Genomic DNA, 24,642 nt, shown 5'->3' with positions numbered 1-24,642 from the left:
CTTGGTTGAGGGGCAGATAAGGCACGCTTATAAGTGTGCCTTATCGATTTTCAAAGTTGAGTTTTTATAACTGTGTTTCGAGGGGCATCGCTAGAGATCGTAATACCATTTATTCTGAATAACTGAAAACACTTTTCTTTTCTTCTATCAACCTCCGCCCAACCCACTCCGCCACTTGCGCAACAACGGCATTTCCGGCACCGAAAGCCTCTGCAAGGTTGGCCGCATCCAGTCCGAGGCAAAACCCATCATCCTCAGCCGCTCGCTGCCGCTCAGCCATCTGATCCCATCCGTTCGCGTGAGCGACGAGAGTGGTACAGCCCATAGCGATCTGTGAGGCGGCTCTGTTCGCGAGTAGAGTATTGGCAGCCCAGGCATCCGCGGGCCGTGGCCAGCGCTGCGATTGAGACGCTGGAGGTATTGCGTCCACTGGCGCGGCGTCAGCCAGGAACTCGAAGGGGGGCATTCGTCCAAAACCGGCGACCAGGAATATTCGACGACGTTGCTGGGGGACTCCGAAATATTGAGCATTAAGCACTCGCCAAAATCCCACATACCCGCAGTCCGCAAGGGCCCGGATGACTGTTTCAAAGTCGTGGCTATCGTTGACAGCGAGCAGGTTAACGACGTTCTCAAGCACCACCCAGCGAGGTTGAATCTCTTTGAGGATTCGTATGACTTCCCAAAACAACCCGCTGCGTTCGCCGCGTAGTCCGCGGGTGTCTCGGTTGCTTTCTCGGGCGCCGGCGATGCTGATGTCCTGGCAGGGGAATCCGGCGGTGAGGACGTCGACGGAGCAGAGGTTATGGGCGCCGCAGTGGCGCACGTCTTCAAATTGCTGTGCGTGGGGAAATCGGTCGGCAAGCACAGCCCGGTTGATGGGGTTGAGTTCGACTTGCCAGGCACTGCGGTATCCCGCGTTTTCAAATCCGACATCAAAGCCTCCTATGCCTGCGAACAGGCTGCCAAGGGTGGGTTGGGGCATTCAGGAACTCGTTGTTCTGGATGCTCGCGGCACGCTGGGGGGAGGCTCGGGGCCTTCAGGTGGTTGAGTGTCCGGCAGCGCGGACACTTGATTTGTAATTCAGTGAAGCCGCTGGCGGCGGCGAGTTTGCGGCAGCATTGGCCGCAGCGTATGTCCTGCATGAAATCGTCCTTGATGGGTCATGTTGTGCCTCGTTGGAGCTTTTTCCATTCGCGATCCGCTGCACGCTTTGCTGTGTTTTCAGTGGCGTACAGCCAACATAAGCGTTTTGGTTTGCGCTGGTCGCCGGCCGTTACCGGCTTTTGCACACCGGTTTTCTTGTCTCGGTAGTACGCGATGACGCCTGTGAATTGTTCGTTGTTCTCCTGCGCCAATGCCTCGACTGTGTCCTCCGGTAATTTGCTTTCAAGTTCCAGGCTGACGATGTAGCCGCTTTCCGCGCTGAGGGAGTGCTGCACATTGCCGCCGTACCAGATGATTTCGTCGATTTCGGGTTTCACGCCTTCGAGCGTGTAAGTCAGCTCCGGGATCAGTTCCGGTCTACCCACAGCCAAGACGTAACTGAGCGTCGCGCTGCCGCGTTGCAGTCGGTTGAATTCGGCGCGCGCGGCGCGCAGGGCCGACGGCCGGTCGCTGTACGTGTGGCGCAGATCCTTGAGGTTTTCGCCGCCACCCGCGATGGCTTGTTGTTTCTCGGCGCTGTTCACGTCGTAGAAATAGGCGCGCACGCCGTCGTAGCTGTCTCGGTCGGCTTGCAGGTAGCGGTGTTGGTCGCCGTCGGCGCGAGTCAGGGTGATGTGGGGCAATTCGGCCCCGCTGGCGGTCTTTCCGCCGCCGGCTGGCAGGCACAACAGGCAGCCAGCCTTGACGGTGACGACGGCATCGAATTCCTCGCCGATGCGGCTGATCAGATTGGCGTCGGATTCGTTGGCCTGGTCGAGCTGCAGGATAGGTAGACCATCAAGGGTGCCGGCAATGGTGACGGTCAGGCCGTTGCCCAGGGCGATGTCTCCGAGCACGTCGCCGAGGGTGGTGTTGCTCCAACTGCGTTCGCGTTTTGTTTTCAAGCTCTTGCGCAGATCAGCGGATCGAGCACGAATGGTCAACACGTCCGGGGCGCCGCAGTGTTCGGTTTCGTCGACGATGTAGGAGCCTTTGTCGACTAACCCTGTATCGCTCCAGCCCAACCACAGGCGAATCACAGCGCCGGTGGGCGGGATGGCCAGCAGGCCGTCGTGGTCGCTGAGAGTGATGCTGAGCTGATCGGCTTCAATTCCGCGATTGTCGGTGAGGTCCAGGCTCATCAGGCGCGGGCTGATCATTTGGGCGATGTCGTTGCCGTCTACGGTGATGCGGTACGCCGGAATTGGGTAAGCAGCTTCGCGCTGGTAGCGTGAAAGGGCCTTGTCCAGGTAGCCGGTGACGCGGGAGAGGGCCGCGTCGATCACAGCAGTGCCCTCATGATGCCGATGCCCACGCTGGTCCCGGCGCCGATCAAGTCGATGCGGTCGTCATCGATGCGCTTGAGGCTCAACATGAATTCGATACGCCGGGGCGTACCGTCGCGGAAAAACAGGGTCTTGGTTTCACTCAGGCTTTCGATGATCCACAAGCCGTAAATCCGGCCGCTGCCTTCGACCATGGGCCACGCTTTACCGGTGTTGGCCATCAACCTCAATGCATCGAGGCTGAGCGCGCTGCCGGCCAGTTCCGGCAGGATCAGGCCGGGCAGGGTGATCGAGTCTTCACCACGGCCCAAAAACTGCCGTGCAGGTGCCGCGCCGACACGGTTGCTGCTCGCGTGTCGCCATTCGGTTTGACGTTGTAAGGCCTGATAGGCCGCGGTGGAGAGGCTGAAGACGAACATGCCCAATGCCAGCATCATGGGCATTACTCCAGGTCGGCCAAACGGCTGCGTTGACGGGCTTGTTTCTCGTACTGGACGCGCATCATCTCGGCGCGTACCGCACGACCAATCGCCAACGGGTCCATGCCCGGGGCGGGGTGGATATTGATCTGGTAAGTGTCGTGGCTGTCTTGAATCGATGGCGTTGGTGGTTTGAGCGGAGAACGGTTGTCGACGGTCAGCGAATGGTTTCTCGCACTCGGCGTAAAGCTGATTGATTTGGCCGTATGGTTAAGTCGCAGAGCCAAAGCGCTCAGCACGCCGATCGGTTGACGCTGATTGTGCTCCAGGCCGTGTGCGAGGCCGGCCATGGTGAAACCGCCCAGTTCGGCAAAGACGCGGGAAGGGCTGTTGATACCGAGCTTTTCCTTGAACCAGCCAATGGTTGAGTCGCCGATATCGCCCATGACATTTTTCAGCTCACCGATGCCAGCCTTCAGCCCTCTCACCAGCCCGTCGATGATCATCCCGCCGAACTCGGTAAACCGGCCGGGCAGCTCAATGCCAAGGTATTTCATGACGGCAGCGAAGGCCTTGTACAGCAAACCCACAGGGCTGAAGCTGATCAGGGTCTTGAGGATGCCGGTCGTGCCACCGTTGAAACCGGCTTTGATCTCTTTCCAGGCATCGGTGAAGTAGAGCTTCACAGCGTCCCAATTTTCGTAAAGCAGATAGGCGGCGCCTGCAATGGCGCTGATGGCCAAGCCGATGGGATTCAACATCAGCGCGCGCCCGATGAGCAGCAGCGCCTTGCCCACAAAAGGCAATACCTTGCGACCAAGAGTCCACAACAGGCTGATCAGGCTGGGCAGGCGAATCCCCAAGCTCAGGAGCATGAGCCGCAACGCCACGAAGGGGAGCATGACACCGGCAACCGTCACCATCAGACCACCGAACACCACCGCTAACCCCGCGATGATTGCTATGGTTTTGACAATGGCGGCGGTCAGTTCCGGGTGCTCGGCGGCCCAGCTTTTTACTCCGCGAATAACTTCCGTGAGCGATTGGATGAGCGACCGCAGAGGCCCGTCCTGCTGGTCCTGTAATTCAATGCCCAGATCCTGCCAGGCACTCGCTAACGTGGTCAGGTCACCTTTCAAATTGTCAGCCATGACTTTGGCGGTGCGAGCCGCCTCGCCTTGGCTTTCGCGCAGGCTGACAATCAGTTTTTGCAGCTCGCCATTGCCGGCTTGTTCCACCAATTGGGCCATGCCTTTGACGGCTTCTTCACCGGCAATGGCCTTGAACAGCCCACCTTTTTTCGCGGTGCCCAGGTGTTGGGTTTTGTCGTGGATCTCTTTGAGTATGTCCGGCATTTTCCGCAGGTTTCCGTGAGCATCGGCGGTTCGGATCTGCAGTTGTGCAAGTGCTTTTTCAGCGGCTTTCGGTGGTGAAGCCAGGCGGTTCATGATTGAACTCAGTGCTGTGCCACCCATGCTGCCTTGCAGCCCGGCATCACCCAATTTACCGGCCATTGCGGCGGCGGTTTCCAGTTCGACGCCGTAGGTCTTGGCCATCGGCGCGGCGTATTTCATGGTCTCGCCGAGCATCTGCAAATTGGTGTTGGAACGAGTAAACGTGCCGACGAGTACGTCGCCCAGTTTGCTCATGTGCTCGGCCTCCATGCCAAGTCCGGAGAGGATGTTTGAAGCGATATCGGCGGTCTGGGCCAACTCGGTGCCGCCAGCGGAGGCGAGGTCGAGCATGCCGGGCATGGCGGCTCTGATGGCTTTCGGCTGGAAGCCGGCCATGCCCAGAAAACCCTGAGCATCGGCGGCCTGGCCGGCAGTGAATTGTGTGGAGCTGCCCAACCCACGCGCCTGCTTACGTAGATCCGATAGTTCAACAGCGTTTTGATCGAGGCGGGTGATCGCTTGTACTTTGCTCATGCTGGCGTCGAAGTCGATGCCGGGCATGATCATCTTGGCGCCCGCATACAGCGCTGTTCCTCCGCTAGCAGCGGCGGTGGTGCCTTTACCAGCCATTGAGGTGGCGACATCTCGCTGATTTTGTAGTGCGGTGCGTGCCGCTGTCTGCCTTCGCTGTTGAGCCGCCAATGCCGCCAAACGTCGGGTCTGCTCCGCGATGCTTTGATTGGCCGCATCGGTTTGCTCACGCAGACGGCGTTCGTGCTGACTGAGGTTTTGGGTACTAAGGCCCGCGTCGTGTAGGCGAGTACGAAGGCGCTGTAATTGCACGCTGCTTTGCTCGTGTTGCTGCTTGAGCTTTTGCGCTTCACGTATTGCCCAGCGTAGGTCTTGCGTCATCGCCTTGGTCGGCGCGGCAGTGGCGGCGATTTGCTGACTCAGCGTTTTGACTTTGTCGCGTGCAGCATTCAGCGCCTGCGCCGTAGTCTCGGCGGCCGCACGTTGTGAGCGCCAGGCGCTCACATCTTTTTGCTGTGAGTTGAGTTCCTTGAGCTTATCGCGGGCGTCCTTCAAAGCACGGGCTGCGCCAATGCTGCTGTTGTTGATTGCTCTCAATGGGCGGGTGGCCTGATCGATGGCGCTCAGCAATACCCGCAACTTCAGATCATTCGCCATCGACAACACTCCGCAACCTGGCGCGCTCGCGCCATTCCATCAGCTCTTGCAGGCCCAGCGAATCCATGTCCGCTGGTGCCCAATGAAAGACCACCGCCAAGTCAGCCATTGCATCCTCTACGCAACGAGGCAGACATCCGTCTTCGCCGACTTCTGCAATAAAAAAGCGGAAATCTTGCTACCACAGGCCAGCAGATCCGCCGGGTCCATGCCGGCGGCTTCCGGCGCGGTAATGCTTGGCGACGTGATGCGTGGCAGGATCTTGATCAGGGTGGCCACATCCATGTTCAGCAACTCGATCAACTGCACGCCACGCAGTTCGCCCGATTGGGGCTTACGCAGAGTGAGCGTATCGATAGTGGTTTTACCGCGAGTGATGGGCGTGTCGAGGCTTACGCTGTTTTCATCGGCAGACTGGATGGTTTCGTGTGTTTCGATGCTCTGCATGGGGAGTATCCAATGGGGTTGGGAAGGTCAGAGGCCGATCGCGGCGCGCTGCTTTTCGAGCAGGTCGACGCCGTTCACGTTCTCGATGAAATTGAGCAGATCGATCTCGATGATGTCTTCGTTATCGACGATGAGCTTGTAGTAGGAACAGGTGGTGGTGATACTGTGTTCAGTGTCTTCGCCGGGCTGGGCGTCGCCCATTTCGATGGTTTCGTGACGGCCGCGCATGACCACTTCCACGGCGCTGACGTCGCCCGTGTCGTCGCGCTGAAACGCGCCGGCGAAACGCAGAGCGATGCCTGAAGCGTTCACGGCGCCGAACTGGCGCAGCGCGATCAGATCCAGCCCGCCGGTCTTCCATTCGAACTGGATGCCGTCATCGGAGAACCCCAGGTCAGCCTTGACCGGGCCGTTCATGCCACCGCCGCGATAGCTCTCCATCTTTCGCCCGAGTGGGGGTAGGGTGACGCTCTTGACCACGCCGACGTAGCTGTTGGCATCGTTGAACAGGTTGAGGTTTTTCAGTTTGCGCGGCAGGGCCATGGCGCCGTTCTCCGGTTAGCGGTTGATCTGGCTGGCGAAGTTGATGAGGTAGCGGTCGGTGATGCGTTGGCGCAGGGTCAGGTCTTCCAGCGGCGGGATCGGCGTGTAGTCGTAATCCAGCCAGAGCTTGCCGGCTTTAAGTGTGTCTTTGGTGTTGATGTCTTCGGGGTACCAGCAGCCGCCACCGACCAGATAACCGCCAGCGACTTTGGTGCGAAACTCGGCGTTCACCGACTCGATCATGTCGCGCACCAATGAGGCGTGCAGCGGCTTGTCCATCGCCCACATCTGCGCGCCGGCCATGGTGTCGGCCAGTACTTGCGCGGTGCGGGTATAACTCTCGAATGCGAACAGCGGGTCGTCGCTGCAGGTGCGGCTGCCCCAGAAGCGAAAACCGCCTTCGTTGATCAGCGTGGTGACGTCTTGACCGTTGAGGTAGTTGGCGTCGGTGGCCGGGTTTTGCAGGTCCCAAAACACGTCGGCGTTGATGCCGCTGACACCGTTGACTGTCACGTTGGACAGAGTTTTGTGCCAGCCAACTTGTTGATCGATTTTGGCGCGCACGCCCAGTGCGTTGGCCACGGCGCTGGCAGTGGCGGTCTTGTTGGTGACTGTGCTCCAGGTCTGAAAGTCAGGCCAGATGACCATCACTTCCCGAGCACCGAAGTTGCGACGGTAGGCGATGGCCTCTTCTTTGGTCTGGCAGCCCCAGGCGCTGACATAGGCGAATGCGCGCAGTTGTTGAGCGAGCGATGTGAGGGCGGTGGCCACGGGCAACGAGTCGAGCCCGGGCACGCCCAGAATGCGCGGTACCAATCCCAGTCGAGACTTGGCGGCTAGCAAGGCTTTCATACCGGTGTATTTGCCGGATTCAGTAGTGGTGCCGATCAACGCGCTTGCGGTCTCCGCTTCGTCCTGACCTTCCTTCACGCGCACCACAATGACGTAGGGTTTGGACTGGTTGGCGATGGCTTGCAGGCTGACCGCCAGAGTGCCTTTTTCACCGGCCTTGCCAACGGCGCTCTGTACGCTGCTGATCAGCACGGGTGTATCCAGTGGGAAGGTCGATGCATCGGCATCATCGGCGGTGCAAACCATGCCGATGACGGCGGTGGGGATCGTGCGGATCGGGCGCGAGCCATCGTTAAGTTCGATGACTCGGATGCCGTGAAGATAATCGGACATGGAAGCGGCCTGTGCAGTGATCGTGAAGTCGATGCACAGGTTGCCGATGGAGGATGATGACGTCGCGGGGTGGGTGTTGTAGGGGGCTGGGTTACAACCCGGTAGGGTCTGGAGGTGCTGGCCAATCGATGATGTCGGGGAACTGCTCCTGCTGTTCAATGCGGTTGAGATCTACGCTGTAGCGCATCCAGCCCAGTAACAACGTCAGCTCTTGAGGTGTTGCAGTACCCAACTTCTCCGCGTACTGAAGCGGTGCGATGCGCAACTGCGCGTTACGCAGCAGGTCGTCGCGATGCTGTAGAGCCTGAGCGCTTTGAGTTGCACGCAGGGCCGATTCGTCGAGCGTCCATTGTTCGTTGATCCATCGGAAGTGTTCGCCTGGCCATGATTGGGTGGTTAACGCTTGCGGCAGCTCGCCTAATTGTTGCCACGATTGGCTCGCACCATCTGCCTTCTGGAAAACTGTTCCTCGCAAATCGCGTACCTGGTGGACTTCCCCATCAAGCAGCGCCCACGTTGTACCTGGCTCTGTCGGCGTGAGCACTTCAGGTACCTGCACGGCGTTGCCGGGAAGCTGGGGGCCGAAACCGGGAATGTCCGGGAACGTCACCGGGCCGGCCAGCGCCCCGGCGTCATCAATCAAATACGTAATCATCCAGACCTCAGATCAGTTTAATTCGGGCGGGGTAGGCAATATTGCGTGGGCGAGTTTCTTCGTTACCCACCCGCCCGATTAAGGGCGGCGATGTGTTGTAGGCCACTACATGGTTGATATGAGCAACTGAGGTTGATGCAGTAGGAAGAAGTGCTACGCGGTCACCCTTGCCGGAGCCGAAAGAAACAGAGTGGGTGTGACGCTCAAACGTGTCGGGTGTCCATGAACCGGCGATCCGCCCGAGAACTTGCCACTCACCGGCGCCGTCCGTCTGCGACTCATTCGAGGCAACAATCTCTGACTCTCCGACGGAAATAATGGTGGTGCCTTTTGGAAAGTCGCCGCCCTCCAACATCATGCCGGTCTTAACGCGCGTGCGCCCGCGGATATCGCTGATAACCGGACTTCCTCGCGTTGTGGTACCTGTCAGAGTCGATTTATCGACGCGCCGGTCTTCATCAAGAACCCTGAAAAACTCGCCTCTTGCCTCGGGTAGCCGAAACGTCGTTTTGTGGTCGCCGATCGTCCATGCACCTTCCAGGTAACTATGTTTTTCCGGATAGAGCATCCCCGATTGTTGAGCGTGATCCCACAACCATGGCCACTCATTTCTGTCGAGTAATTGCCCGCTCATGGCGCCGTAACCACCGGGACTGAACACGGTGGTGGTTTCAAAAACCGGTCGCCCCAATGTTGTGCTGTCGAAACGACCTAGTGGCCACCAACTCCCGGCACCGTCACTGCGCAAATGCCACCAATCACCAGCGCCCATCAGCACGAGAAACGGATAACCCGCTGGGTTCAAGTGCGTATGAAACATGAGTGTGTCTTTGCCATGTGCCTTGATGACCAGGCGATTGATGCTGTTGTCTTTGCGGTGAACAATCACGTCCCGTGTGCCGAGTCGGGCATCAGCTGCTGGCAGCTGGATGTTCAAGGCGCGGGCACTGGCGTCTATCAGGACGATGCCCATCTCTTGGGGTTTCAACGTTCGGGATGACGATACGTTGGTGAAAGCTGAGCGCGCTATGAGGGAGCGATCCACATAGTCTCGGGTCGCCAGAACCACCGCCGGATCGATCTTGAGCTGAACATTGGCGTTGCCATTGGTGATGATGTGCATCCGCACCACCTGGTTACGCCCCGACCCTTGCGCAAGCAGTGGCTTGTAGCTGGGTGGCAGGTTCGCAACCGCACAAAACACACCGTCGCTGTCTTCGAGTGCCAGCTCCCTCATCCACCAGCCACCCACTTCCGGGGGTAATACCACTTCGGCGATCAGCACGTTTGGATCGGTAGGGGACGTGTGCAGCTGGTTGAGTGGTGCGCGATGGACCTGATTGATCAGTTGAGTCTGTGAAGCGTCAGGCGTGGGGGCGACGCCGTCGGCATCACCGATCAGCATGTGGCTCGGCTGCCAGGGAATGCCGAGGGCATCGCAATTGGTTTTCTTGGCGGCGCCCAGCGCGGTTAGCAGGCCGCCGAAAATAGAATTCTGATCAACCATTGAGGTAAATATCCAGTTCGTCGAGGGTGTAAAGGCTTAGGCCGCTGTAGCTCCGGACTGCTACGTCGATATCCGGGTTGTTCCATGGGTACACGTCGATTTCGTCGCCGTCGTAAACGGCGCATCCAACGAACGTGTCGAGTCGGGATTCAAGAATGATGTCGAGGCCCGTCAGATGGCGGGTGAGGGGTTTGGCGTCGTCGATCAGCCATACCAGTTCCTGATACATGGCTTCGGTGATGCCGGAGTCGAGGACGCCGATGCGTAAGGTGAAGGTGCCAGGTGTCCCGAGTGGGATGGACTGCCACCATTCGGCGATTTCGATCAGGTAGCCCAGCGGTTCGACTACACGGCGCAAGGCGCCGATGGTGCCCTTGTGCGAGTGGACGTAGTACGCCGCGCGGCAGGCTGCACGTTTGGCGCTCTCCGGCCATTTGCTGTCCCAGCGATCTACCGAGAACGCCCAGGCGAGGTACGGCAGCAAGGGCAGGGGGCATTTGTCCGGGTTGTAGAGCGTTCTCAAGGGAATGGGCACGCGTTGGATTTGTGCCAGCGCTTGAGCTGCCTGGCGTTCCAGCGGTGTCGAGTTATTTGGTAGCAGCGGTTGATAGCTCATCATTCGGAGCCCAGCGCCAATTCGACATGCGTGCAGCAAGGCGCTTGGTACTTGGTGGCGACGATGTCCACCCAATCCTTCAGGACGACTTTACGCACCCCCTCGACGTGCAGCGCGGCGTGGACGATGGATTCGGACACCTCTAGTGCCAAGCGACGGCGCTGATGGACGAACTGCAGCAGCCGCGCTTGGGCGGCAGCCAGGATCAGTTCGGTTTCCGGGCCGTTGGTCAGCGGGTAGAGCTTGGCTTTGATCTGGTAGTTGAGGATCTGCGCACCCTGCACGGTCAGGCGATCTGCGAGCGGCCGGCGGTCGTCGTCGCTGAGATAGGTTTTGACCTTGTCGAGCAGTGCCTGTGACGCGGTACCGTCGCCCAGCACGGATTGCACGGTGACCACGGCTTCGGCCGGGGCCGGGCTTTCGGCGGTGGCGTCGGCGACCTGGCCGTCTGCGGAACGGGCGTGGAAGATGTAGCTGTTACGCGGGCCGGCGGTGCTGAGGCCTTCCCATGCCATCTGTGCGCGCTCGCGCAGGCTGTCGTCGCTTTCCATCAGTTTGGCCAGCGGCGGCACGGTTGTCGGGTTCGCGGCCTGAATGACCAGTCGCTTGACGTTGAAGTTAGCGGCGAGCTGATCAAGGTCGGTACCCTTGGCTAGCGCCAGCATGTTGGCGACGGAGGCTTCGTTGACCCGCTGCCGCCAGATGATTTCGCGGTAGGCGTTTTCCTCGAGCAGTTTGGTCAGCGGCTCCGACTCTATGTTGAGGCGTGCAGCGATCTCGGCTTGTTCCTCCACAGGCCAAAGACTAATGGCGTAGGCCTTACGCTCGGCGAGGATCTGCTCATAGTCGATCTGTTCGACGATCTGCGGTGCCGGCAGTTGGCCGAGGTCGATGGCCACAAAAGTGTTCATACGCTGCTTCCCAGTTGCAGCGGCACGCTCAGGCTCAGCGGCTGATTGCTGTCCACCAGGGTGCCCTCCAGATCCAGCGACGACTGCCCTTGAAGGTTCGCACCGACAAACTGCACGCGGCTCAGGCTGATCCGTGTTTCCCAGCGCATCAGGGCCATGACGGCGGCGGCGTACACCTGCAGGCGGGTGAAGTCGTTGAACGGTTGATCGACCAGCTCGGGCAGCAGGCTGCCGTATTCGCGGCGCATGATGCGGGTACCGATTCGGGTGGTGAGTATGTCGGTGATGGACTGGGCAATGTGTTCGGCCAAGCCGAGGGCTGCGCCGGTTTCTCGGTTCATTCCGGTTGCCCCGTTTTCGCACCGCCGGGCATGACGCCGCCGTGCGGGTGGTTGACCAGGCTGATGTTGGCTGCGACGACGTCCTCGGATACGGTGACCTTTCCGGTGATGTTCTGGTTGCCGGTTTGGGTGTAGTCGCCTTCGTGGGTGATTGGGCCGACGATGTGGATGCCGCCTGTACAGGTCAGGTTGGTGGTGCCACCTTCGGCCAGGTTGACGTTGAGGTGGTGTGCGAGGCTGTCGTACTCGATGAGGGTGCCGTCGCGGTAGGTGGTTCGGTGCAGGCCTTCGCGGTCGCCGTTGGCTGGGATGTGGTCGCTGAATAGGCCAGTGAGGACTATCCCGTTGCCGAGTTGACCGGATGGGCTAAAAAGGATTACTTGTTCGCCCTTGGTCGGCGGGTTCCATTCGCGGTCGGCGCCGGCTCGAGTAGCGATCCATGGGAGCCAGGCGGTTGTGAGTGATCCGGTTTTCACCTGCACGCGCGGGGGCTTCATCTGGACGGCAGCTATGGTGCCGAGGCGGATGAGGTTTTCGATAAGGCGGGCGAGGGTGGGTAGGTTGTTCATGGCGCCAATTTTGGCGCCATGCGTTGATAGATGCAGTCCCGTAGGTTTGTATCTGTTGGATCTACAGTATCTATGTAGGGTTTCGTTCGTTTAACGTGGCAGCGACAGTAAAAATTTATCAGTCAAGTCAAATAGAAGGTCTGTTGGGTCGCTTCCGTTTTCTTTCATGTGAAGCATTTTACAAATTTCTTTGTCTTTCAAGATTAGTATCAGTTTTCCAGACTCACGCATTGCCCCTTGAGCCATTTTTGTCGCGCTGTCGTGTGCGCCTTTTCTGGTGATCATTATCGCTACACGTCTTAAGGCTTTTTCTAATAAATATTTCTCTGTCGTGAGCACTTGGCCCTGTTTGATAGGTTCTTTGTAGTTTTTAAATTCGAAAATTATATACCTGCTATGCATTTGTTGAAGGACGAAATTCCAGAATTCAGTAGAGGGTTTAATGCGGCAGACATAATCAAATCGATTAAGCTCGTCATCTGTTCTTTTTTGTTTGCTCCAGCCGGCTAAGTGGTCGTTAAAAAGATACTTAAGTATTTCTTCGCATAATTTTTCAAATTGGCTCCAATCGGAGTTTCCAGGAGGAAGATTATGCAGCTCCCTGCAGAGTCTAGATCCTGTGTCATCTAAAGGCTCTATTGGTTTTGGGTTCGAAGGTGGAGGTGTCAGAAGTTCCGCTATATCTTCGACATTAGTCTTGAGTTCAGCTGATCTATCATCGGTGTTTTTTTGATCAGCACTTGAGTTGTAGAACTCTTTAATTGAGACTGAAAGATTGTTGCTGTCTATTTCCAATAGAGCATATAGCTCCTCAGTAAGAACTGGTGATGAGGATGCGAAATCTAGGAGTAACTGACGATCGACGATAGTTATATCGTATGTTCTTTCAAGCTGTGTTTTTTGCTCGCTTGTAAGGGCGCAGGACGCTATTAACATACCTTTAATGTCAGTGTTTTTGGTTCGTGCAAATTGGATTTGTCGTGCTGCAGTGCTGAGTAGTTTTAATTGTGCTCTTGGTGTTTTGTAGAATTTTGTCTCTACTGCCCAAGTTTTATTGTTCTTTTTGATTAATAGATCAATATAATCTAAGTTGGACTTGACTATCGTAAATCCCAGGTTTCTTAATATTTTTTCAACGAGTTTTTCGAAATTTCTTCCTGATATACTGGTTTCTTCCATACTACTCACCATTATTTTACTTGCTAGAGGAGGTTTTTATAAATTGTCTTGTGGTCAGATGAAAAGGAGCTACTTTGTCAGATGGCTTAGTAAGTTGTTTTTAATCAAATCAATGTCCGCGTCAGTAAATCCCAGTAATTTGCGTTGATCGTAGGTAATATTTGGTGCCCCGCGCGCGGCGCGATCTTTCAAACCATATTGATGCACCTTTGAGATCTTCGCAATCCTCCCTACAAATCCGACACTGATAGCACCCCCCTCGCCCTGTATCTTCAGAAAGCTAGCTGTGCGCAGCTTCTGAAACATCCTCACCTTCCGCTTGACCCGGTCCGGCTTATCGCGAAGGTTGCGCTTCTTGCGTGGCACATACTTGCTACCGTCAGGGTTCTGCTGGGCAATGATTCGCTGCTGTTGGCTACGACGCAAAGCTTGGCCGAGACCGCGGGTGAGGTTGTTACGCGACACCGGCTCAAGTTGTGCAAGTAACCCCGCCGCCCACTCCTCCAACGCTTCCAGTCGGTTGGTCATCGCGGGAGTACCCATTCGCTGCCAGTGCCCTGAGTCCCTAGTACCCAGCTCGGATCGCTGAAGTTAGCTACCTTTTGCGGTTCGCTTGAGTGGTGGGTTGTGTAATTGCCTTGGTCGTCTTTACCCACTACTACACGTTCGGTCAGACATAGGGTCAGGCTCAAATCGACTCTACTGTTGTCGAGGATATCGACTTCGAATTGGATGCCTTCAGTGGCGCTGCTTAGGTTTTCCAGTATTTCTGGCTGATGGGCACCTAGCCAATCGAGCAGAGGTAGTATTACGCTATCAGGGTGGCTAGCAAAGTCCGTGAGGATAATTTGGAGGTTGAATATATATTCGAAGGAAATTGTTCGCGCGGAAGTGCATCGAACTTTACCGTTGTTGATGAAAATAAGGAGTCGTTCCGGCGAATGCTTGAGTTCGTATATACTTGTTAAGAGATGAGCGCGAAGGGCAGAAGGTTTGTTCATGTTAAGTGCTCGATAATATATAGGATCTGAGTGCTGATTGGTTTGATTCGACTGGTGTAGTGATACCAAGTCACTCTGGGTTTTATTTTATAGCGAGATATGTGTTTGAGGTTTCAGGTGCAGAATAGATATTATGAGCCTGTAGGGAGAAATAGTAATTCGTTTTGCGTGTAAGGCGGCGCAGTACAAAATTTTAATTGTGAGTTGAAAGTTTATTTTGGGTTTTTATTGTACTTGGACTAAGGAGGCGGCGAAGTGAGCGAGAAGGAAAAAGATGTGTGGATGATTCCTGAAGACTATTTTAGACAGAAGTTTAACCATCCAGTAAATATACTGACAGGGGTTAATGGTAGCGGTAAAAGTTACTATCTGAATACTTTGGCTCGAAGCTATTTAGGTTACGGTTGTGAAGTTATAGCTGTCGCGACATCCGTTTACGATAAGTTTGATTGCAGGTCAAGAAGATTTCATTTTTTAGGGGGTAGGTCAGGTAGAAATATTGTTGTAAAGACTGTGAAGGAAGCTTTGGTTCGCGCCTTTGGAGAAAAAAGTAACAGCATATCGCACTTGTTAAAAGTTCTTAAGTACACCAGATTTGGTGCCGAAATCAGAGTGCAATTAGATGGCTTTAATTATGAGGGTCTTTTAGCGGCGAAGAAAGGGGAGCATTCAAGTGGCATCTATCAAGCGTTGTCTTTTTTGAGTTTCTACTTTGATGAACTGAAGAGTCCTGATGTTGTTGTTGTGGACTTAGAAAAGTTTTCTCCCGAGTCGAGTTTGTATAAAGGGCTTGGAGAGGTGATAGCTAACGAATCAATCCTTAAAAAAATGAAGGTAATTAAGGGTGTGGGGTTGGAGTTGGACAGGAATAGCCAAATAATTCCGCTGTCGGATGCAAGCTCAGGGGAGTTAATGATTCTTTCAACATTGATGCATATTTCCAGCTATATAGATTCTAATTCTATAATTTTGATTGATGAACCTGAGAATAGTCTGCATCCTCGATGGCAGCAGCAATATGTGGAAAATATACTGGATTTGTTTTCGTATTATCAGCCTAAATTAATCATTGCTACTCACTCACCCTTGATAATTCCACTGGAGGCAGAAGGGGCTGGTATTTATGAAATTTATGATGGTATCGCCTACAAAATCGATCAGCCTTCTAATAATAATGAAGAAGTGCTGGCCGATGTTTTTGGTGTTGTTACTCCAGAAAATAGATTTCTATCAGATGAAATGGTGCGTTTGCTAAATCGTCTGGATGAAGACAGTTTGCAGGTTCAAGAAGCTTTGGATGTCGTTAATAACTATCGGCGAAAGTCTATGGATGAAAAAGTGCTAGCTTTTTTAGATGGCGTTGAGGCGCTGATATTGCAGACTAAGGTGGGCTAATAATTATGCCCAATCGACCGAGATTCTCAGCTGGCGAAATCGCTTCGATGCGTGATGCATCACGTATAGGGCATACTGCGTGGGATAACAATCCTAGACTCGATAGCTTAAAGCAGAAATTAAAGGAATTTGGCAAGCTCAAAACTTCCCATCATTGTTGTTACTGTATGAGGGATCTATATGGTGAATTTAATATGGTGCTTGATATAGAGCATATATTGCCTAAGTCTAAGTTCCCTAAGTTTATGTTTACGGGAAGAAATTTAGCAGTTTCGTGCAAGCGTTGTAATATGTTTATTAAAAAATCGAGGATTGACTTTTTGGTTCCTCCTCTGTTTATTGGGCGAGAAAGAGTTTTCAAGTCGAGATACTATCAGTTTATTCATCCTAATCTAGATAACTATGAGGCGCATCTGCTGCGAAGTGCTGTTCACGCTGGAAGAAAAGTTATAGTCAAGTATAGAGTTGTCAGCGGTAGCGCAAAAGGACGATTCACATATGATTATTTTAAACTTGAGTATTTAGAGCGTAATAGTTTTGATGGTGCTCAGGGGGGGAGAGGAAGGCCGGAGATTAGAAATGCAATTATCGAATCGGATTTCAATGCTCTTGTTGAATCCATGCTTTACGGAAGATAAGGATGTTTAAATCCAGAGGAAAACAGTTAGCAAGCGTTGTTCTATCATAATGCTTTCGGGCATTTTTATTAGAAGCTCTTTAGGCAAAATCGAACCGTGGTCAGCCAATCCTGGGTTGGCTTCGAGCACCGCCTCAGTCACACCAGCGGTGCGACCGTAATGACGCCAGCAAAGCGCGTCGACGGTGTCATTCTGCTGGGTGCGTATGCTGACGGTCATCAGATCAACTCAACTGTGGTGCGGCCAATACCGAGGAAGTCGCGTACAGCCCATCGCTGGTCGCGACGCAGTTCCTCAATGCTCGGGGTCAGTTCGTCAGCGTTCTGGTTGCCGCTGTTGGTGCTGTCGTAGGAGCGGTAGCGTTCGCAGATCTCCGCGCCGGTCGCAGCGTAGATCGCTCGTTGGTAGAGGTGAACGAGTTCAGATTTGTCCTCGATTTGTTCGGCTGGTACGTCCGCAAGAGTGGCGTAGCCTTCCGCCTGTTTGACGCGGCGCCAAGTAGCGAGCTCGCGGTTGACGCTGATGGCTGCAGCGATGGTCGCGGCTTCCAATCGGATAGGCGTGACGCTGGCGTCGATGCGCAAGGTGCCGCGCACGTCATCCAAATCAATCGGAGGCCAGAAAGGATCGGTGTTGATGTGGCCACTGCGGGCCTTGGCGCCGGTACCGCCCGCTACGAATCCGCTCATGAATCTGTGCTCTGTTGTAAGTCGCCGGTGGTCGGGGCTTCACGTTCAGGAGGGGAGTCCTGGCCGATCCGCCCCGAGCCGGCGGGGTGCGTGGGGACGCTCGGGTAGCTGCGCTGATTCAATGACCAGAGCCAGCGAGTTTGTTGAGCAGGCGCTCGGCCCGTTCCAGATCCTTTTTGCCACCGCAGGCGTCGTGCAGGTCGATGGCCTTCTTCAGCAGGTCGATGCCGGCTGGCACTTGACCGGGTTGGCCGGGGCTCTCGTCGGTGATGCTTTCCAGCGTCGCGCGCCCCATGGCCAGGAACAGCTTGGCGCGGGCTTGGTCCGGCATGTCTTCGGTGTCGGTCAATTCGGCAGTGCGGTGCAGGGTAGCCAGGTCGAACGGCTCTCCGACCTTTTGCGCCTTGAGGGCAACGGTGGCGATCTCTTCCGCCACCAGACAACCGGTTGTGCGCTCGAACCGGTCAGGCATGATCAGTTTGTGTTTCAGGACGTAGTCGGCAATGTCCAGAGCGCCGCTATAGTCTTCCGCGTCGATACGCCAGACCATGATGGTCGTCATCACGTCGTCCTGTGCACCTTGGCCACGCTCCAGCACGCCTTGCACATAAGGGATGTACTCGGGCAGTAGCTGGCGTTTGAGTTCGGCTTTACCCTGATTCGATTGCACTTGCTTAAGGCGCAGACGGTCTTGCAGGAGTTGGCTGAGCTGATGCTCGTAAGCCGTGGCGCCGGCCATGGTTTGAGTGGGATCGGCCGCTGCCGCATCGATGGCCGCATTGACGCGCACAAAGTGGCGTCGGCATGGATTAGTCATAATGTTGGCCTCAACTCAGGGTGATGTTTTCGGCCATGGCTGCGCAGCCCAGATCTTCGATCACGTAGCTTTCGTTAACCGACTCATAGTTCTCGATGCGGTCGCGTTTTGCGTTGTCGACGACGGTTCGGCGGCGGGTGCCTTCCTGCCAGTAGATCGACAGGTTATCGAGGCGGGTGACCATGAGGCTGTTCGGTGGGAAGTGCGGTACACGCACTGCCGGCAGGTTGCCCAGGCGTTTCTGACTGGTGACGATGTCTGCGGCCAACATTTCAGTCGGTGCCTGAGTTTTGTTGATGATCGGGAAGTATTTATCGGCCAGTAGTTGACGACCACAGATGACGACTAGGTCGGTGTCTTCCTGGTACCACGGTTCAATGAATTCGTTGACCATGCTGATGACCAGCGCGTCGATGTTTTCGAAGTCCTTGCCACCGCCGATTTCGATTTTGCCGCTGTCCGCCACAACCTCGGCCATAACGCGGGCTTCATTTTCGATGCGCATTTTTTGCAACCAACCGATGTTAACGTCCTGCAGCAGCGGGTGGGTTGTCGGGTTCGATGTGGCGGCACGGCTGGTTCCGTTCCAGCCGATCATGATCCGGTTGAGTGCCTGGGCCTTGATGATCGCGTCACGGATGCGTGCCTGGAAATCCTCGAATTTCGCCCACTGATCCAGCTTTTGGTAACGCAGACCGGTGTCGAAGTTGGTTTGCGTGCAGGTGTACCCGCGATTATCCAGGCTGCTAGGGTCGCGGGGTTCGCGATCCTTCACAGTGGTGTCGGTGGTACTGGCAATGGTGCCGTCGATACCGATGCCGATCTTCTCGCCGGATTGCTCGGATACGCCGTAGATGTTGATCGAGCTGAGGAACGAGCTGGATTCCTGAATGCGGGTTTCCAGCGTCTGGGCAACGGTCGGCGCGGCGGTGAATTTGGTGGTGACGTCGCTCACGCCGTGCAGTTGGGCAAGCTGCTGCAGGTAGGCGTTGAAAAGAACGCGTGTGTCGTTACGCATGGTGGTCGTCCTTGGTTATTCGGGGCTATGGCAGGGCCGACTGTCAGCAGTCAGTCACGACCGAGTTGTCGCCACCGGTTACCGGAGGGCGCGTCTTTTGGTTGGGGTCTTGGGTGGTGGAGAGCTGGGTCTTCAGTTCGGTGAAGTCTTTACTCAGTTGATCCAGGCGGGTTTGCAGGCCTGTCGAAAACTTCTTCTCGGCAGCCATTTGGGCGGGCAGATCCTTGACGTGCTCGGCGACGGTTTCGACGGCTTGGCTGATTTGCGCGAACTCGCTGTCATCCTTGTTTTGCTTGCCGCTGAGCAGGTTTCTCACGGTGCTGAGCAGGTGAGCGCCGATGCTCGGTTTATCTTCGACTTCTTCGAATGTCAGTTCGGTTTCGAGCGCCTCGGTGAACATCGAGGTCGCGGAGTAATGGCGATCCTTGAACGGATTGGCTTCGGGTTTTTGAGCGGAGAACGCGAGGACGTCGGTACCCAGGCTGGCAGGCGAATCGGTCACCGCCAGACCAACGATGTACGCCTCACCTGTATCGGAAAAGCTGTCGTCGATTTCGATGGAGGTGTAAATCTTTTGCTTCGCCTTGTTCATGGCGATCAGTTCAGGCGTCGGCTCAACCTGGGCGAACAGCGCCAGTTTCTTCTGGCCGTTCATGTCCACTTCTTCGGTCTTCACTGCCAGCACGTCGCCGTAGGCCTTGAACGGACTGTCGGGCAGCACGCTGCGGTAATGCTCAAGCCAGATCCGCGCGCCGTAGGTGGACGGGTTGAAGTTCTTCGCCGCCTGTTCCAGCCAGTTGCGTTTGATGGTGCGCTTGTCCGAGGTAGCGCCCTCGACGGCGACGCGGAACCAGTTGCTGCGGAATTTCTTCATGGCGGGAAACCTCATTTGCTTGGGCGCTGTATGCCTGCGATGAGGGGCATGGTCGTGATGCGCGCGCGTGACGGCAATGCGGCGGGACTGTAGGGAAGGGCGGTACAAGAGGCGGCGCTATTGAGTCGCGGGCGTGGGCGGCAGCATCGCGCCATGACTACGACCGCACTGTTGCCCATCGATCCCCGACGCCAATCCAAGTTTCTGTACTGGATGGGGTGGCGCGTCTGCGAGATCGCCGAGGCTATGGGCGAAAAGGAAAAGACTCTACATAGCTGGAAGGCCCGCGACGGGTGGGATCGGGCTGACAATGTCGAACGCATCGGCGGGGCATTGGAAGCGCGGTTGGTGCAGTTGATCCTCAAGGATGGGAAAAGCGGCGGCGACTTCAAAGAGATTGATCTGCTGCACCGGCAGTTGGAGCGGCAGGCGCGCATCCAGCGCTTTCAGGGTGGCGGTACCGAAACCGACCTCAACCCGAACCTGGCCAAGCGCAACGCCGAGCCGAAGAAGAAGGCGGTAAAAAACGAGATTGATGAAGAACAGATCGAGCTGCTACGCGAGGCCTTCATCGATGGCTGTTTCGACTATCAGAAAGACTGGTGCCGCGCCGGCAATCAGCGCACCCGCGTCATCCTCAAGAGCCGGCAGATCGGCGCGACTTACTACTTTGCCCGCGAGGCGTTCATTGATGCGCTGGAGACCGGGCGCAACCAGATTTTTCTGTCGGCCTCGAAGAACCAGGCCTATTTGTTCCGGGGCTACATTCAGGCGTTCTGCCGCGAGGTGATCGGTGTCGAGCTGACCGGTGACCCCATCGTGTTGCCCAACGGCGCCGAGCTGTTTTTCCTCGGTACCAACGCCCGCACTGCCCAGGGCTATCACGGCAATTTCTACTTCGACGAGTTCTTCTGGACGTTCAAGTTCGAAGAGCTGAACAAGGTCGCCTCGGGCATGGCGATGCACAAGAAGTGGCGCAAGACCTACTTTTCCACGCCGTCGAGCATGGCTCACGAGGCGTACACCTTCTGGACGGGCGAGCGCTTCAACAAGGGCAAGCCCGCCGCGCAGCATACGAAGGTGGACGTTTCCCACGGCTCTTTGCAGCAGGGCCGGTTTTGCGAGGATCGGCTGTGGCGGCAGATCGTCACGATTCTGGATGCGGAGCGGGGCGGTTGTGACCTGTTCGACATTGAGGAACTGCGCCGCGAATACAGCCCCGAGGCGTTCGCCAACCTGCTGATGTGCGAGTTTGTCGACGACGGCGCGAGCATCTTCCCGCTGACCCTGTTGCAGTCGTGCATGGTGGACAGTTGGGTCGAGTGGGCTGAGGACTACAAACCTTTCGCCATGCGCCCGTTCGGCGACCGTCAGGTCTGGATCGGTTACGACCCGGCTGAGACGGGCGACTGTTCCGGCATGGTCGTAGTCGCGCCGCCGCTGGTTCCGGGCGGCAAATTCCGCATCCTCGAACGTCACCAGTTTCGGGGCATGGACTTCGCCGCGCAGGCCGCATTCATCAAGAGCGTCTGCGATCGCTACTGGGTGACGTACATCGGCATAGACGTCACAGGCCTGGGCAGCGGCGTGGCGCAGTTGGTGCGCCAGTTCTTCCCTGCGGTGACCACCTTCAGCTACTCGCCCGAAGTCAAAACCCGCCTGGTACTCAAGGCCTACGACGTGATCCACAAGGGCCGGCTCGAATTCGATGCCGGCTGGACGGACATGGCGCAGTCGCTGATGGCGATCCGCAAAACCGTCACTGCCGGCGGACGCCAGTACACCTACACCGCCGGCCGCAACGACAACACCGGCCACGCCGACCTGGCCTGGGCGCTCTTTCACGCACTGCACCACGAACCGCTTGAGGGGCAGACCACTGCCAACACCGGGCGCATGGAGATTTACTGATGACCCAACAACTCGCCAACCAGACTTTGCCCGCGACCATACCTGCCACCGGCGCGGGAACTCAGGTGTTTTCCTTCGGCGAGCCGACGCCCGTGCTGGGTGGTCGGGAGGTTTTCGATTACCTGGAGTGCTGGTTCAACGGGAGGTGGTATGAGCCGCCGTTGTCGCTGGATGGGTTGGCCCGGTCGGTGGGGGCGAGCGTGCATTTGCATTCGGGGTTGATGTTCAAGCGCAACCTGTTGAGCAAGACGTTTATCCCGCATCCGCTGTTGTCGCGGGCTTCGTTTGAGCAGTTTGCGTTGGATTTTTTGTGTCTGGGGAATGGCTACCTTGAGGGACGGCGTTCGCGGTTGGGTGGGGTTCGCAAGTTGGAAACGCCGTTGGCCAAGTACATGCGCGCCGGGCCGGATGGGCAGTTTTACCAGGTGCGGGGGTGGAAGGATGAGCACGCGTTTGAGCCGGACAGCATTTTTCACCTTCGCGAGGCAGATCTGCATCAGGAGATTTATGGGTTGCCGGAGTGGATCAGCGCGTTGCAGTCGGCGCTGTTGAATGAGTCGGCGACTTTGTTTCGGCGGAAGTATTACGAGAATGGGAGTCATGCTGGGTTCATCTTGTACATGACAGACGCGGCGCAGACCGAGGCGGACATTGATGCGTTGCGCAAGGCACTGAAGGAATCGAAGGGGCCAGGGAATTTCAGGAATTTGTTCGTTTACTCGCCGACCGGCAAGAAGGACGGGATTCAACTTATCCCGGTCAGCGAGGTGGCGGCAAAGGATGAGTTCAACTCGATCAAGAACCAGACGCGGGATGACGTGTTGGCTAGTCTGCGCATTCCTCCGCAGTTGATGGGGATTGTGCCGCAGAACGCGGGAGGTTTTGGATCGATCAGGGAGGCGGCGCAGATCTATGCGGCTAATGAAATTGAGCCAATTCAAGAACGAATGAGGCAACTAAATGAATGGTTTGGAGATGAACTTATACGTTTTAAGCCGTATGAGCTTATCGCTGCTCATGTCTAGTTCCTTTTTTTGAGAAAATCCGCCTCTCCAGCGTTAACTGGGAGGCGGATTTAGCGTGGTGTTAGTTTAGCTTTCTAACGGTGTCGGACCAGCGCATATAAAAGAGCAGATAAGGGTCGCGGATGTCCAAAATTTCGTTTTCCTGGTCCCATTCGATGATTACTTTCGCCTGGCCATCATTTGCTAAGTTAGCTATATGGAAGCACGCACCAGATGTGCTGGAGCCAGATGGCGCGTTTGCGTCTCCATCTTCAACTACGGTCTTAATTCTCGCGAGCAGGTCTTTATATAAAAAACGCAGGCATGGTGGGTCACTTGCGATTGCACGTAACACTATTGCATAGACATCACCAGTTTCTCCATCACTCAGCCGATAAGCTTTGCGTTCAGTGCCACGAATTTTCGGCCCTTCAGCAATTCTTTCTAAGGTACTAGAAAAGTCAGCGCTTGATGCTCTGTTGCAAATGCGTTTGATTAAGTCAGGGTCAAAAGATGCTTTTATAATTTTTGCTTGTTTTTCACGTGCGCCTAGCTCAAAGCACGTATTTAAACATATTGATTGCATGAGCTGTGGTGAGCCAGCCGCCTCTAATGTCATTGCAGTAATCAACGCTTCATCTATTTGAAGATTAAGCTCGTCGAACCCCAGTCGGGCGATTGTCGATAACGAGTCACTGTCCCAGTAGTCGAAGTCAATTGCAAAAAACCTACCTTGCAGGTCAGGGTTTGCGCGCAAGATATCTTCTGAGTGGTATGGCACGGAAGCACATACTATATGGACGCCTTTGCCGATTGCTTCTTTAACTTGTTCGGCTACTAAAACCTGTACATCTCTAGGGATGTAATGAAAGTCGTCTATGAAAATTACAAATCCAGACTCCGCAAAATCTTTGATAAGTAGTTGAAGGTAATCAATGGCTGCAAGTGCAGTTTCTGTCTTCTTCGTTCCTGTTGCTGCACTGAAATTTCCACCAAGCTCCTTCTTTGCAACAACTAACCCGATTTCACCTTTTAGCGTAGCGCCCCCACTAAAGGTGTTGTTCTCTTCGTTAGTGCTGCTCGAAGGGATAGGTGTGCCGACGGCGTGAAAAACTTTAAGCCAAAGTTGCTCTGGCGATTGTACGCCCGCTCCAGTTATTCCAATTAAGTTGTCGGCCCCTACAAGGCTTCTAACGAAAACTGTTTTGCCGGATTTTGACGGCCCTGAAATCGCCACTAACAACTGCTGCTCTAAGGCATCCTGAAAGTCTTGTTTGCGAGTCTCAATCTGTTCTCTGACTAAAGTTACCGTTGGCGTCTTCCCTGGTGTGAAAATTTCGGTTGCTCTCATGATCAATCCTATCGAGGTCCGTGCAAGAAATAATTGGCATCGAACAAATTACGAAACGTCCGTCCTTTGTTGGGCTCCTACATTACCCGATTTGAAGGCTTTCATCATTTTGCACCGTTTTGGTGCGGTATTGTCTTTGGCAGGTTGTTGATGAGTTGGCGCGCGCCGTCATCCCCCCACCACGCCTGCGGGCTAAATGGGCCTTTTTTTCCGCAGTCCTGCACCTGGCCAAGTGCCCCCACAGCCGGGCGCTGTAGTAGCGGCGTCGAAGGTCAAAAAGCCTGCGGATCCCTGCAAAGGGGGGCCATCTGATAGGGCGGATCTGGCAGAGCGAGAGGCGGGTAGACAAAACCATGCGATGCGTGTTTTCAGGAGCGTCATCGGAAAGAAGTAATGTGGTAATTCGGATATCGTAACTCCGGTGAAAGACCCGTAATCATTGGCTTTGCTGGCTTACTTCAGAAAGTAATTTTGAGTAATGAAAAAGGTAATGTGCTCGTAAGTGGCTGATATATAAGGGATGTAGAAAAATAAAAATTACTTCCTTAAAAGGTAAT

General features: G+C 55.4%; 28 protein-coding genes. 4 read left to right on the top strand and 24 right to left on the bottom strand.

Annotated features, from left to right (window positions below):
- Window positions 1-109: 109 nt before the first annotated feature.
- From AACY50_RS25800 to AACY50_RS25715, 18 genes are all read right to left on the bottom strand, one after another.
- Entirely contained in the window at window positions 110-985 is an 876-nt protein-coding gene (locus tag AACY50_RS25800) for a DNA cytosine methyltransferase (RefSeq protein ID WP_339539446.1), read from the bottom strand.
- Window positions 946-1,146, bottom strand: a complete 201-nt coding sequence (locus AACY50_RS25795) for a Com family DNA-binding transcriptional regulator (protein WP_339539444.1) — start codon at window positions 1,144-1,146, stop codon at window positions 946-948. The genes AACY50_RS25800 and AACY50_RS25795 overlap by 40 nt, the downstream gene beginning before the upstream one ends.
- Window positions 1,147-1,164: 18 nt before the next feature.
- A complete protein-coding gene (locus tag AACY50_RS25790; RefSeq protein ID WP_339539442.1) occupies window positions 1,165-2,433 on the bottom strand; it encodes a phage late control D family protein in 1,269 nt (422 codons plus the stop codon).
- Complete coding sequence (locus tag AACY50_RS25785) at window positions 2,430-2,870, bottom strand: phage tail protein (RefSeq protein ID WP_339539440.1); 441 nt, start codon at window positions 2,868-2,870, stop codon at window positions 2,430-2,432. Before AACY50_RS25785 ends, AACY50_RS25790 begins: the two co-directional genes overlap by 4 nt.
- Before the next feature lie 5 nt (window positions 2,871-2,875).
- Window positions 2,876-5,434 (bottom strand): phage tail tape measure protein, encoded by a 2,559-nt coding sequence (locus AACY50_RS25780; RefSeq protein WP_339539438.1) that lies wholly within the window; start codon window positions 5,432-5,434, stop codon window positions 2,876-2,878.
- Window positions 5,424-5,543 (bottom strand): GpE family phage tail protein, encoded by a 120-nt coding sequence (locus AACY50_RS25775; RefSeq protein WP_100847860.1) that lies wholly within the window; start codon window positions 5,541-5,543, stop codon window positions 5,424-5,426. Before AACY50_RS25775 ends, AACY50_RS25780 begins: the two co-directional genes overlap by 11 nt.
- 8 nt (window positions 5,544-5,551) lie before the next feature.
- Window positions 5,552-5,881 (bottom strand): phage tail assembly protein, encoded by a 330-nt coding sequence (locus AACY50_RS25770; RefSeq protein WP_139055422.1) that lies wholly within the window; start codon window positions 5,879-5,881, stop codon window positions 5,552-5,554.
- Between the two features lie 27 nt (window positions 5,882-5,908).
- The gene (locus AACY50_RS25765; protein ID WP_339539434.1) at window positions 5,909-6,424 is read right to left on the bottom strand and encodes a phage major tail tube protein; all 516 of its coding nucleotides are present in this window, start codon (window positions 6,422-6,424) and stop codon (window positions 5,909-5,911) included.
- A gap of 15 nt (window positions 6,425-6,439) precedes the next feature.
- Window positions 6,440-7,609 (bottom strand): phage tail sheath protein, encoded by a 1,170-nt coding sequence (locus AACY50_RS25760; protein WP_339539432.1) that lies wholly within the window; start codon window positions 7,607-7,609, stop codon window positions 6,440-6,442.
- 91 nt (window positions 7,610-7,700) lie between these two features.
- Window positions 7,701-8,264 (bottom strand): tail fiber assembly protein, encoded by a 564-nt coding sequence (locus tag AACY50_RS25755; RefSeq protein WP_339539430.1) that lies wholly within the window; start codon window positions 8,262-8,264, stop codon window positions 7,701-7,703.
- Window positions 8,265-8,271: 7 nt separating this feature from the next.
- Window positions 8,272-9,771, bottom strand: a complete 1,500-nt coding sequence (locus AACY50_RS25750; protein WP_339539428.1) for a phage tail-collar fiber domain-containing protein — start codon at window positions 9,769-9,771, stop codon at window positions 8,272-8,274.
- Window positions 9,764-10,387, bottom strand: coding sequence for a phage tail protein I (locus tag AACY50_RS25745; protein ID WP_339539426.1), 624 nt, complete (start codon window positions 10,385-10,387; stop codon window positions 9,764-9,766). Before AACY50_RS25745 ends, AACY50_RS25750 begins: the two co-directional genes overlap by 8 nt.
- On the bottom strand, window positions 10,387-11,298 hold the full coding sequence (locus tag AACY50_RS25740) for a baseplate J/gp47 family protein (RefSeq protein ID WP_339539424.1): 912 nt from the start codon (window positions 11,296-11,298) through the stop codon (window positions 10,387-10,389). Before AACY50_RS25740 ends, AACY50_RS25745 begins: the two co-directional genes overlap by 1 nt.
- Window positions 11,295-11,639, bottom strand: coding sequence for a GPW/gp25 family protein (locus AACY50_RS25735; protein WP_339539422.1), 345 nt, complete (start codon window positions 11,637-11,639; stop codon window positions 11,295-11,297). Before AACY50_RS25735 ends, AACY50_RS25740 begins: the two co-directional genes overlap by 4 nt.
- Window positions 11,636-12,208, bottom strand: coding sequence for a phage baseplate assembly protein V (locus AACY50_RS25730; protein ID WP_339539420.1), 573 nt, complete (start codon window positions 12,206-12,208; stop codon window positions 11,636-11,638). The genes AACY50_RS25735 and AACY50_RS25730 overlap by 4 nt, the downstream gene beginning before the upstream one ends.
- A 90-nt stretch (window positions 12,209-12,298) precedes the next feature.
- Complete coding sequence (locus AACY50_RS25725; RefSeq protein WP_339539418.1) at window positions 12,299-13,387, bottom strand: restriction endonuclease; 1,089 nt, start codon at window positions 13,385-13,387, stop codon at window positions 12,299-12,301.
- A gap of 69 nt (window positions 13,388-13,456) precedes the next feature.
- Window positions 13,457-13,915 (bottom strand): phage virion morphogenesis protein, encoded by a 459-nt coding sequence (locus tag AACY50_RS25720; RefSeq protein ID WP_339539416.1) that lies wholly within the window; start codon window positions 13,913-13,915, stop codon window positions 13,457-13,459.
- A complete protein-coding gene (locus AACY50_RS25715) occupies window positions 13,912-14,388 on the bottom strand; it encodes a phage tail protein (protein WP_339539414.1) in 477 nt (158 codons plus the stop codon). The genes AACY50_RS25720 and AACY50_RS25715 overlap by 4 nt, the downstream gene beginning before the upstream one ends.
- Before the next feature lie 255 nt (window positions 14,389-14,643).
- On the opposite strand from AACY50_RS25715, the gene AACY50_RS25710 reads away from it, so the two are divergent.
- On the top strand, window positions 14,644-15,783 hold the full coding sequence (locus AACY50_RS25710; RefSeq protein ID WP_339539412.1) for an AAA family ATPase: 1,140 nt from the start codon (window positions 14,644-14,646) through the stop codon (window positions 15,781-15,783).
- Between the two features lie 5 nt (window positions 15,784-15,788).
- Window positions 15,789-16,421: a hypothetical protein gene (locus tag AACY50_RS25705; protein WP_339539410.1), complete on the top strand. Its 633-nt coding sequence runs from the start codon at window positions 15,789-15,791 to the stop codon at window positions 16,419-16,421.
- A 6-nt stretch (window positions 16,422-16,427) separates the two neighbouring features.
- Here AACY50_RS25705 and AACY50_RS25700 read toward each other — a convergent pair whose 3' ends face one another.
- The 5 genes from AACY50_RS25700 to AACY50_RS25680 form a co-directional block, all read right to left on the bottom strand.
- Complete coding sequence (locus AACY50_RS25700) at window positions 16,428-16,640, bottom strand: tail protein X (protein ID WP_339539408.1); 213 nt, start codon at window positions 16,638-16,640, stop codon at window positions 16,428-16,430.
- Window positions 16,640-17,110 (bottom strand): head completion/stabilization protein, encoded by a 471-nt coding sequence (locus tag AACY50_RS25695; protein WP_339539406.1) that lies wholly within the window; start codon window positions 17,108-17,110, stop codon window positions 16,640-16,642. Before AACY50_RS25695 ends, AACY50_RS25700 begins: the two co-directional genes overlap by 1 nt.
- A 118-nt stretch (window positions 17,111-17,228) precedes the next feature.
- Window positions 17,229-17,927 carry a phage terminase small subunit gene (locus AACY50_RS25690; RefSeq protein ID WP_339539404.1) on the bottom strand — a complete coding sequence of 233 codons (699 nt, stop codon included), beginning with the start codon at window positions 17,925-17,927 and terminating at the stop codon, window positions 17,229-17,231.
- A 10-nt stretch (window positions 17,928-17,937) separates the two neighbouring features.
- On the bottom strand, window positions 17,938-18,945 hold the full coding sequence (locus AACY50_RS25685; protein ID WP_339539402.1) for a phage major capsid protein, P2 family: 1,008 nt from the start codon (window positions 18,943-18,945) through the stop codon (window positions 17,938-17,940).
- 43 nt (window positions 18,946-18,988) lie between these two features.
- Window positions 18,989-19,819, bottom strand: coding sequence for a GPO family capsid scaffolding protein (locus AACY50_RS25680; protein ID WP_339539400.1), 831 nt, complete (start codon window positions 19,817-19,819; stop codon window positions 18,989-18,991).
- 153 nt (window positions 19,820-19,972) lie between these two features.
- Here AACY50_RS25680 and AACY50_RS25675 point away from each other — a divergent pair, with 153 nt between their 5' ends.
- A complete protein-coding gene (locus AACY50_RS25675; protein ID WP_339539399.1) occupies window positions 19,973-21,730 on the top strand; it encodes a terminase ATPase subunit family protein in 1,758 nt (585 codons plus the stop codon).
- On the top strand, window positions 21,730-22,755 hold the full coding sequence (locus tag AACY50_RS25670) for a phage portal protein (RefSeq protein ID WP_339539397.1): 1,026 nt from the start codon (window positions 21,730-21,732) through the stop codon (window positions 22,753-22,755). The genes AACY50_RS25675 and AACY50_RS25670 overlap by 1 nt, the downstream gene beginning before the upstream one ends.
- Window positions 22,756-22,816: 61 nt before the next feature.
- Here the strand turns inward: AACY50_RS25670 and AACY50_RS25665 are convergent, their stop codons facing one another.
- Entirely contained in the window at window positions 22,817-24,085 is a 1,269-nt protein-coding gene (locus AACY50_RS25665) for a hypothetical protein (protein WP_339539395.1), read from the bottom strand.
- Window positions 24,086-24,642 lie beyond the last annotated feature (557 nt).

The organism is Pseudomonas sp. RA_15y_Pfl2_54 (genome assembly GCF_963971015.1).
Lineage (GTDB): Bacteria > Pseudomonadota > Gammaproteobacteria > Pseudomonadales > Pseudomonadaceae > Aquipseudomonas > Aquipseudomonas baetica_A.
The sequence above is the reverse complement of the archived record's forward strand: the minus strand, read 5'-3'. Positions and strand labels throughout refer to the sequence as shown.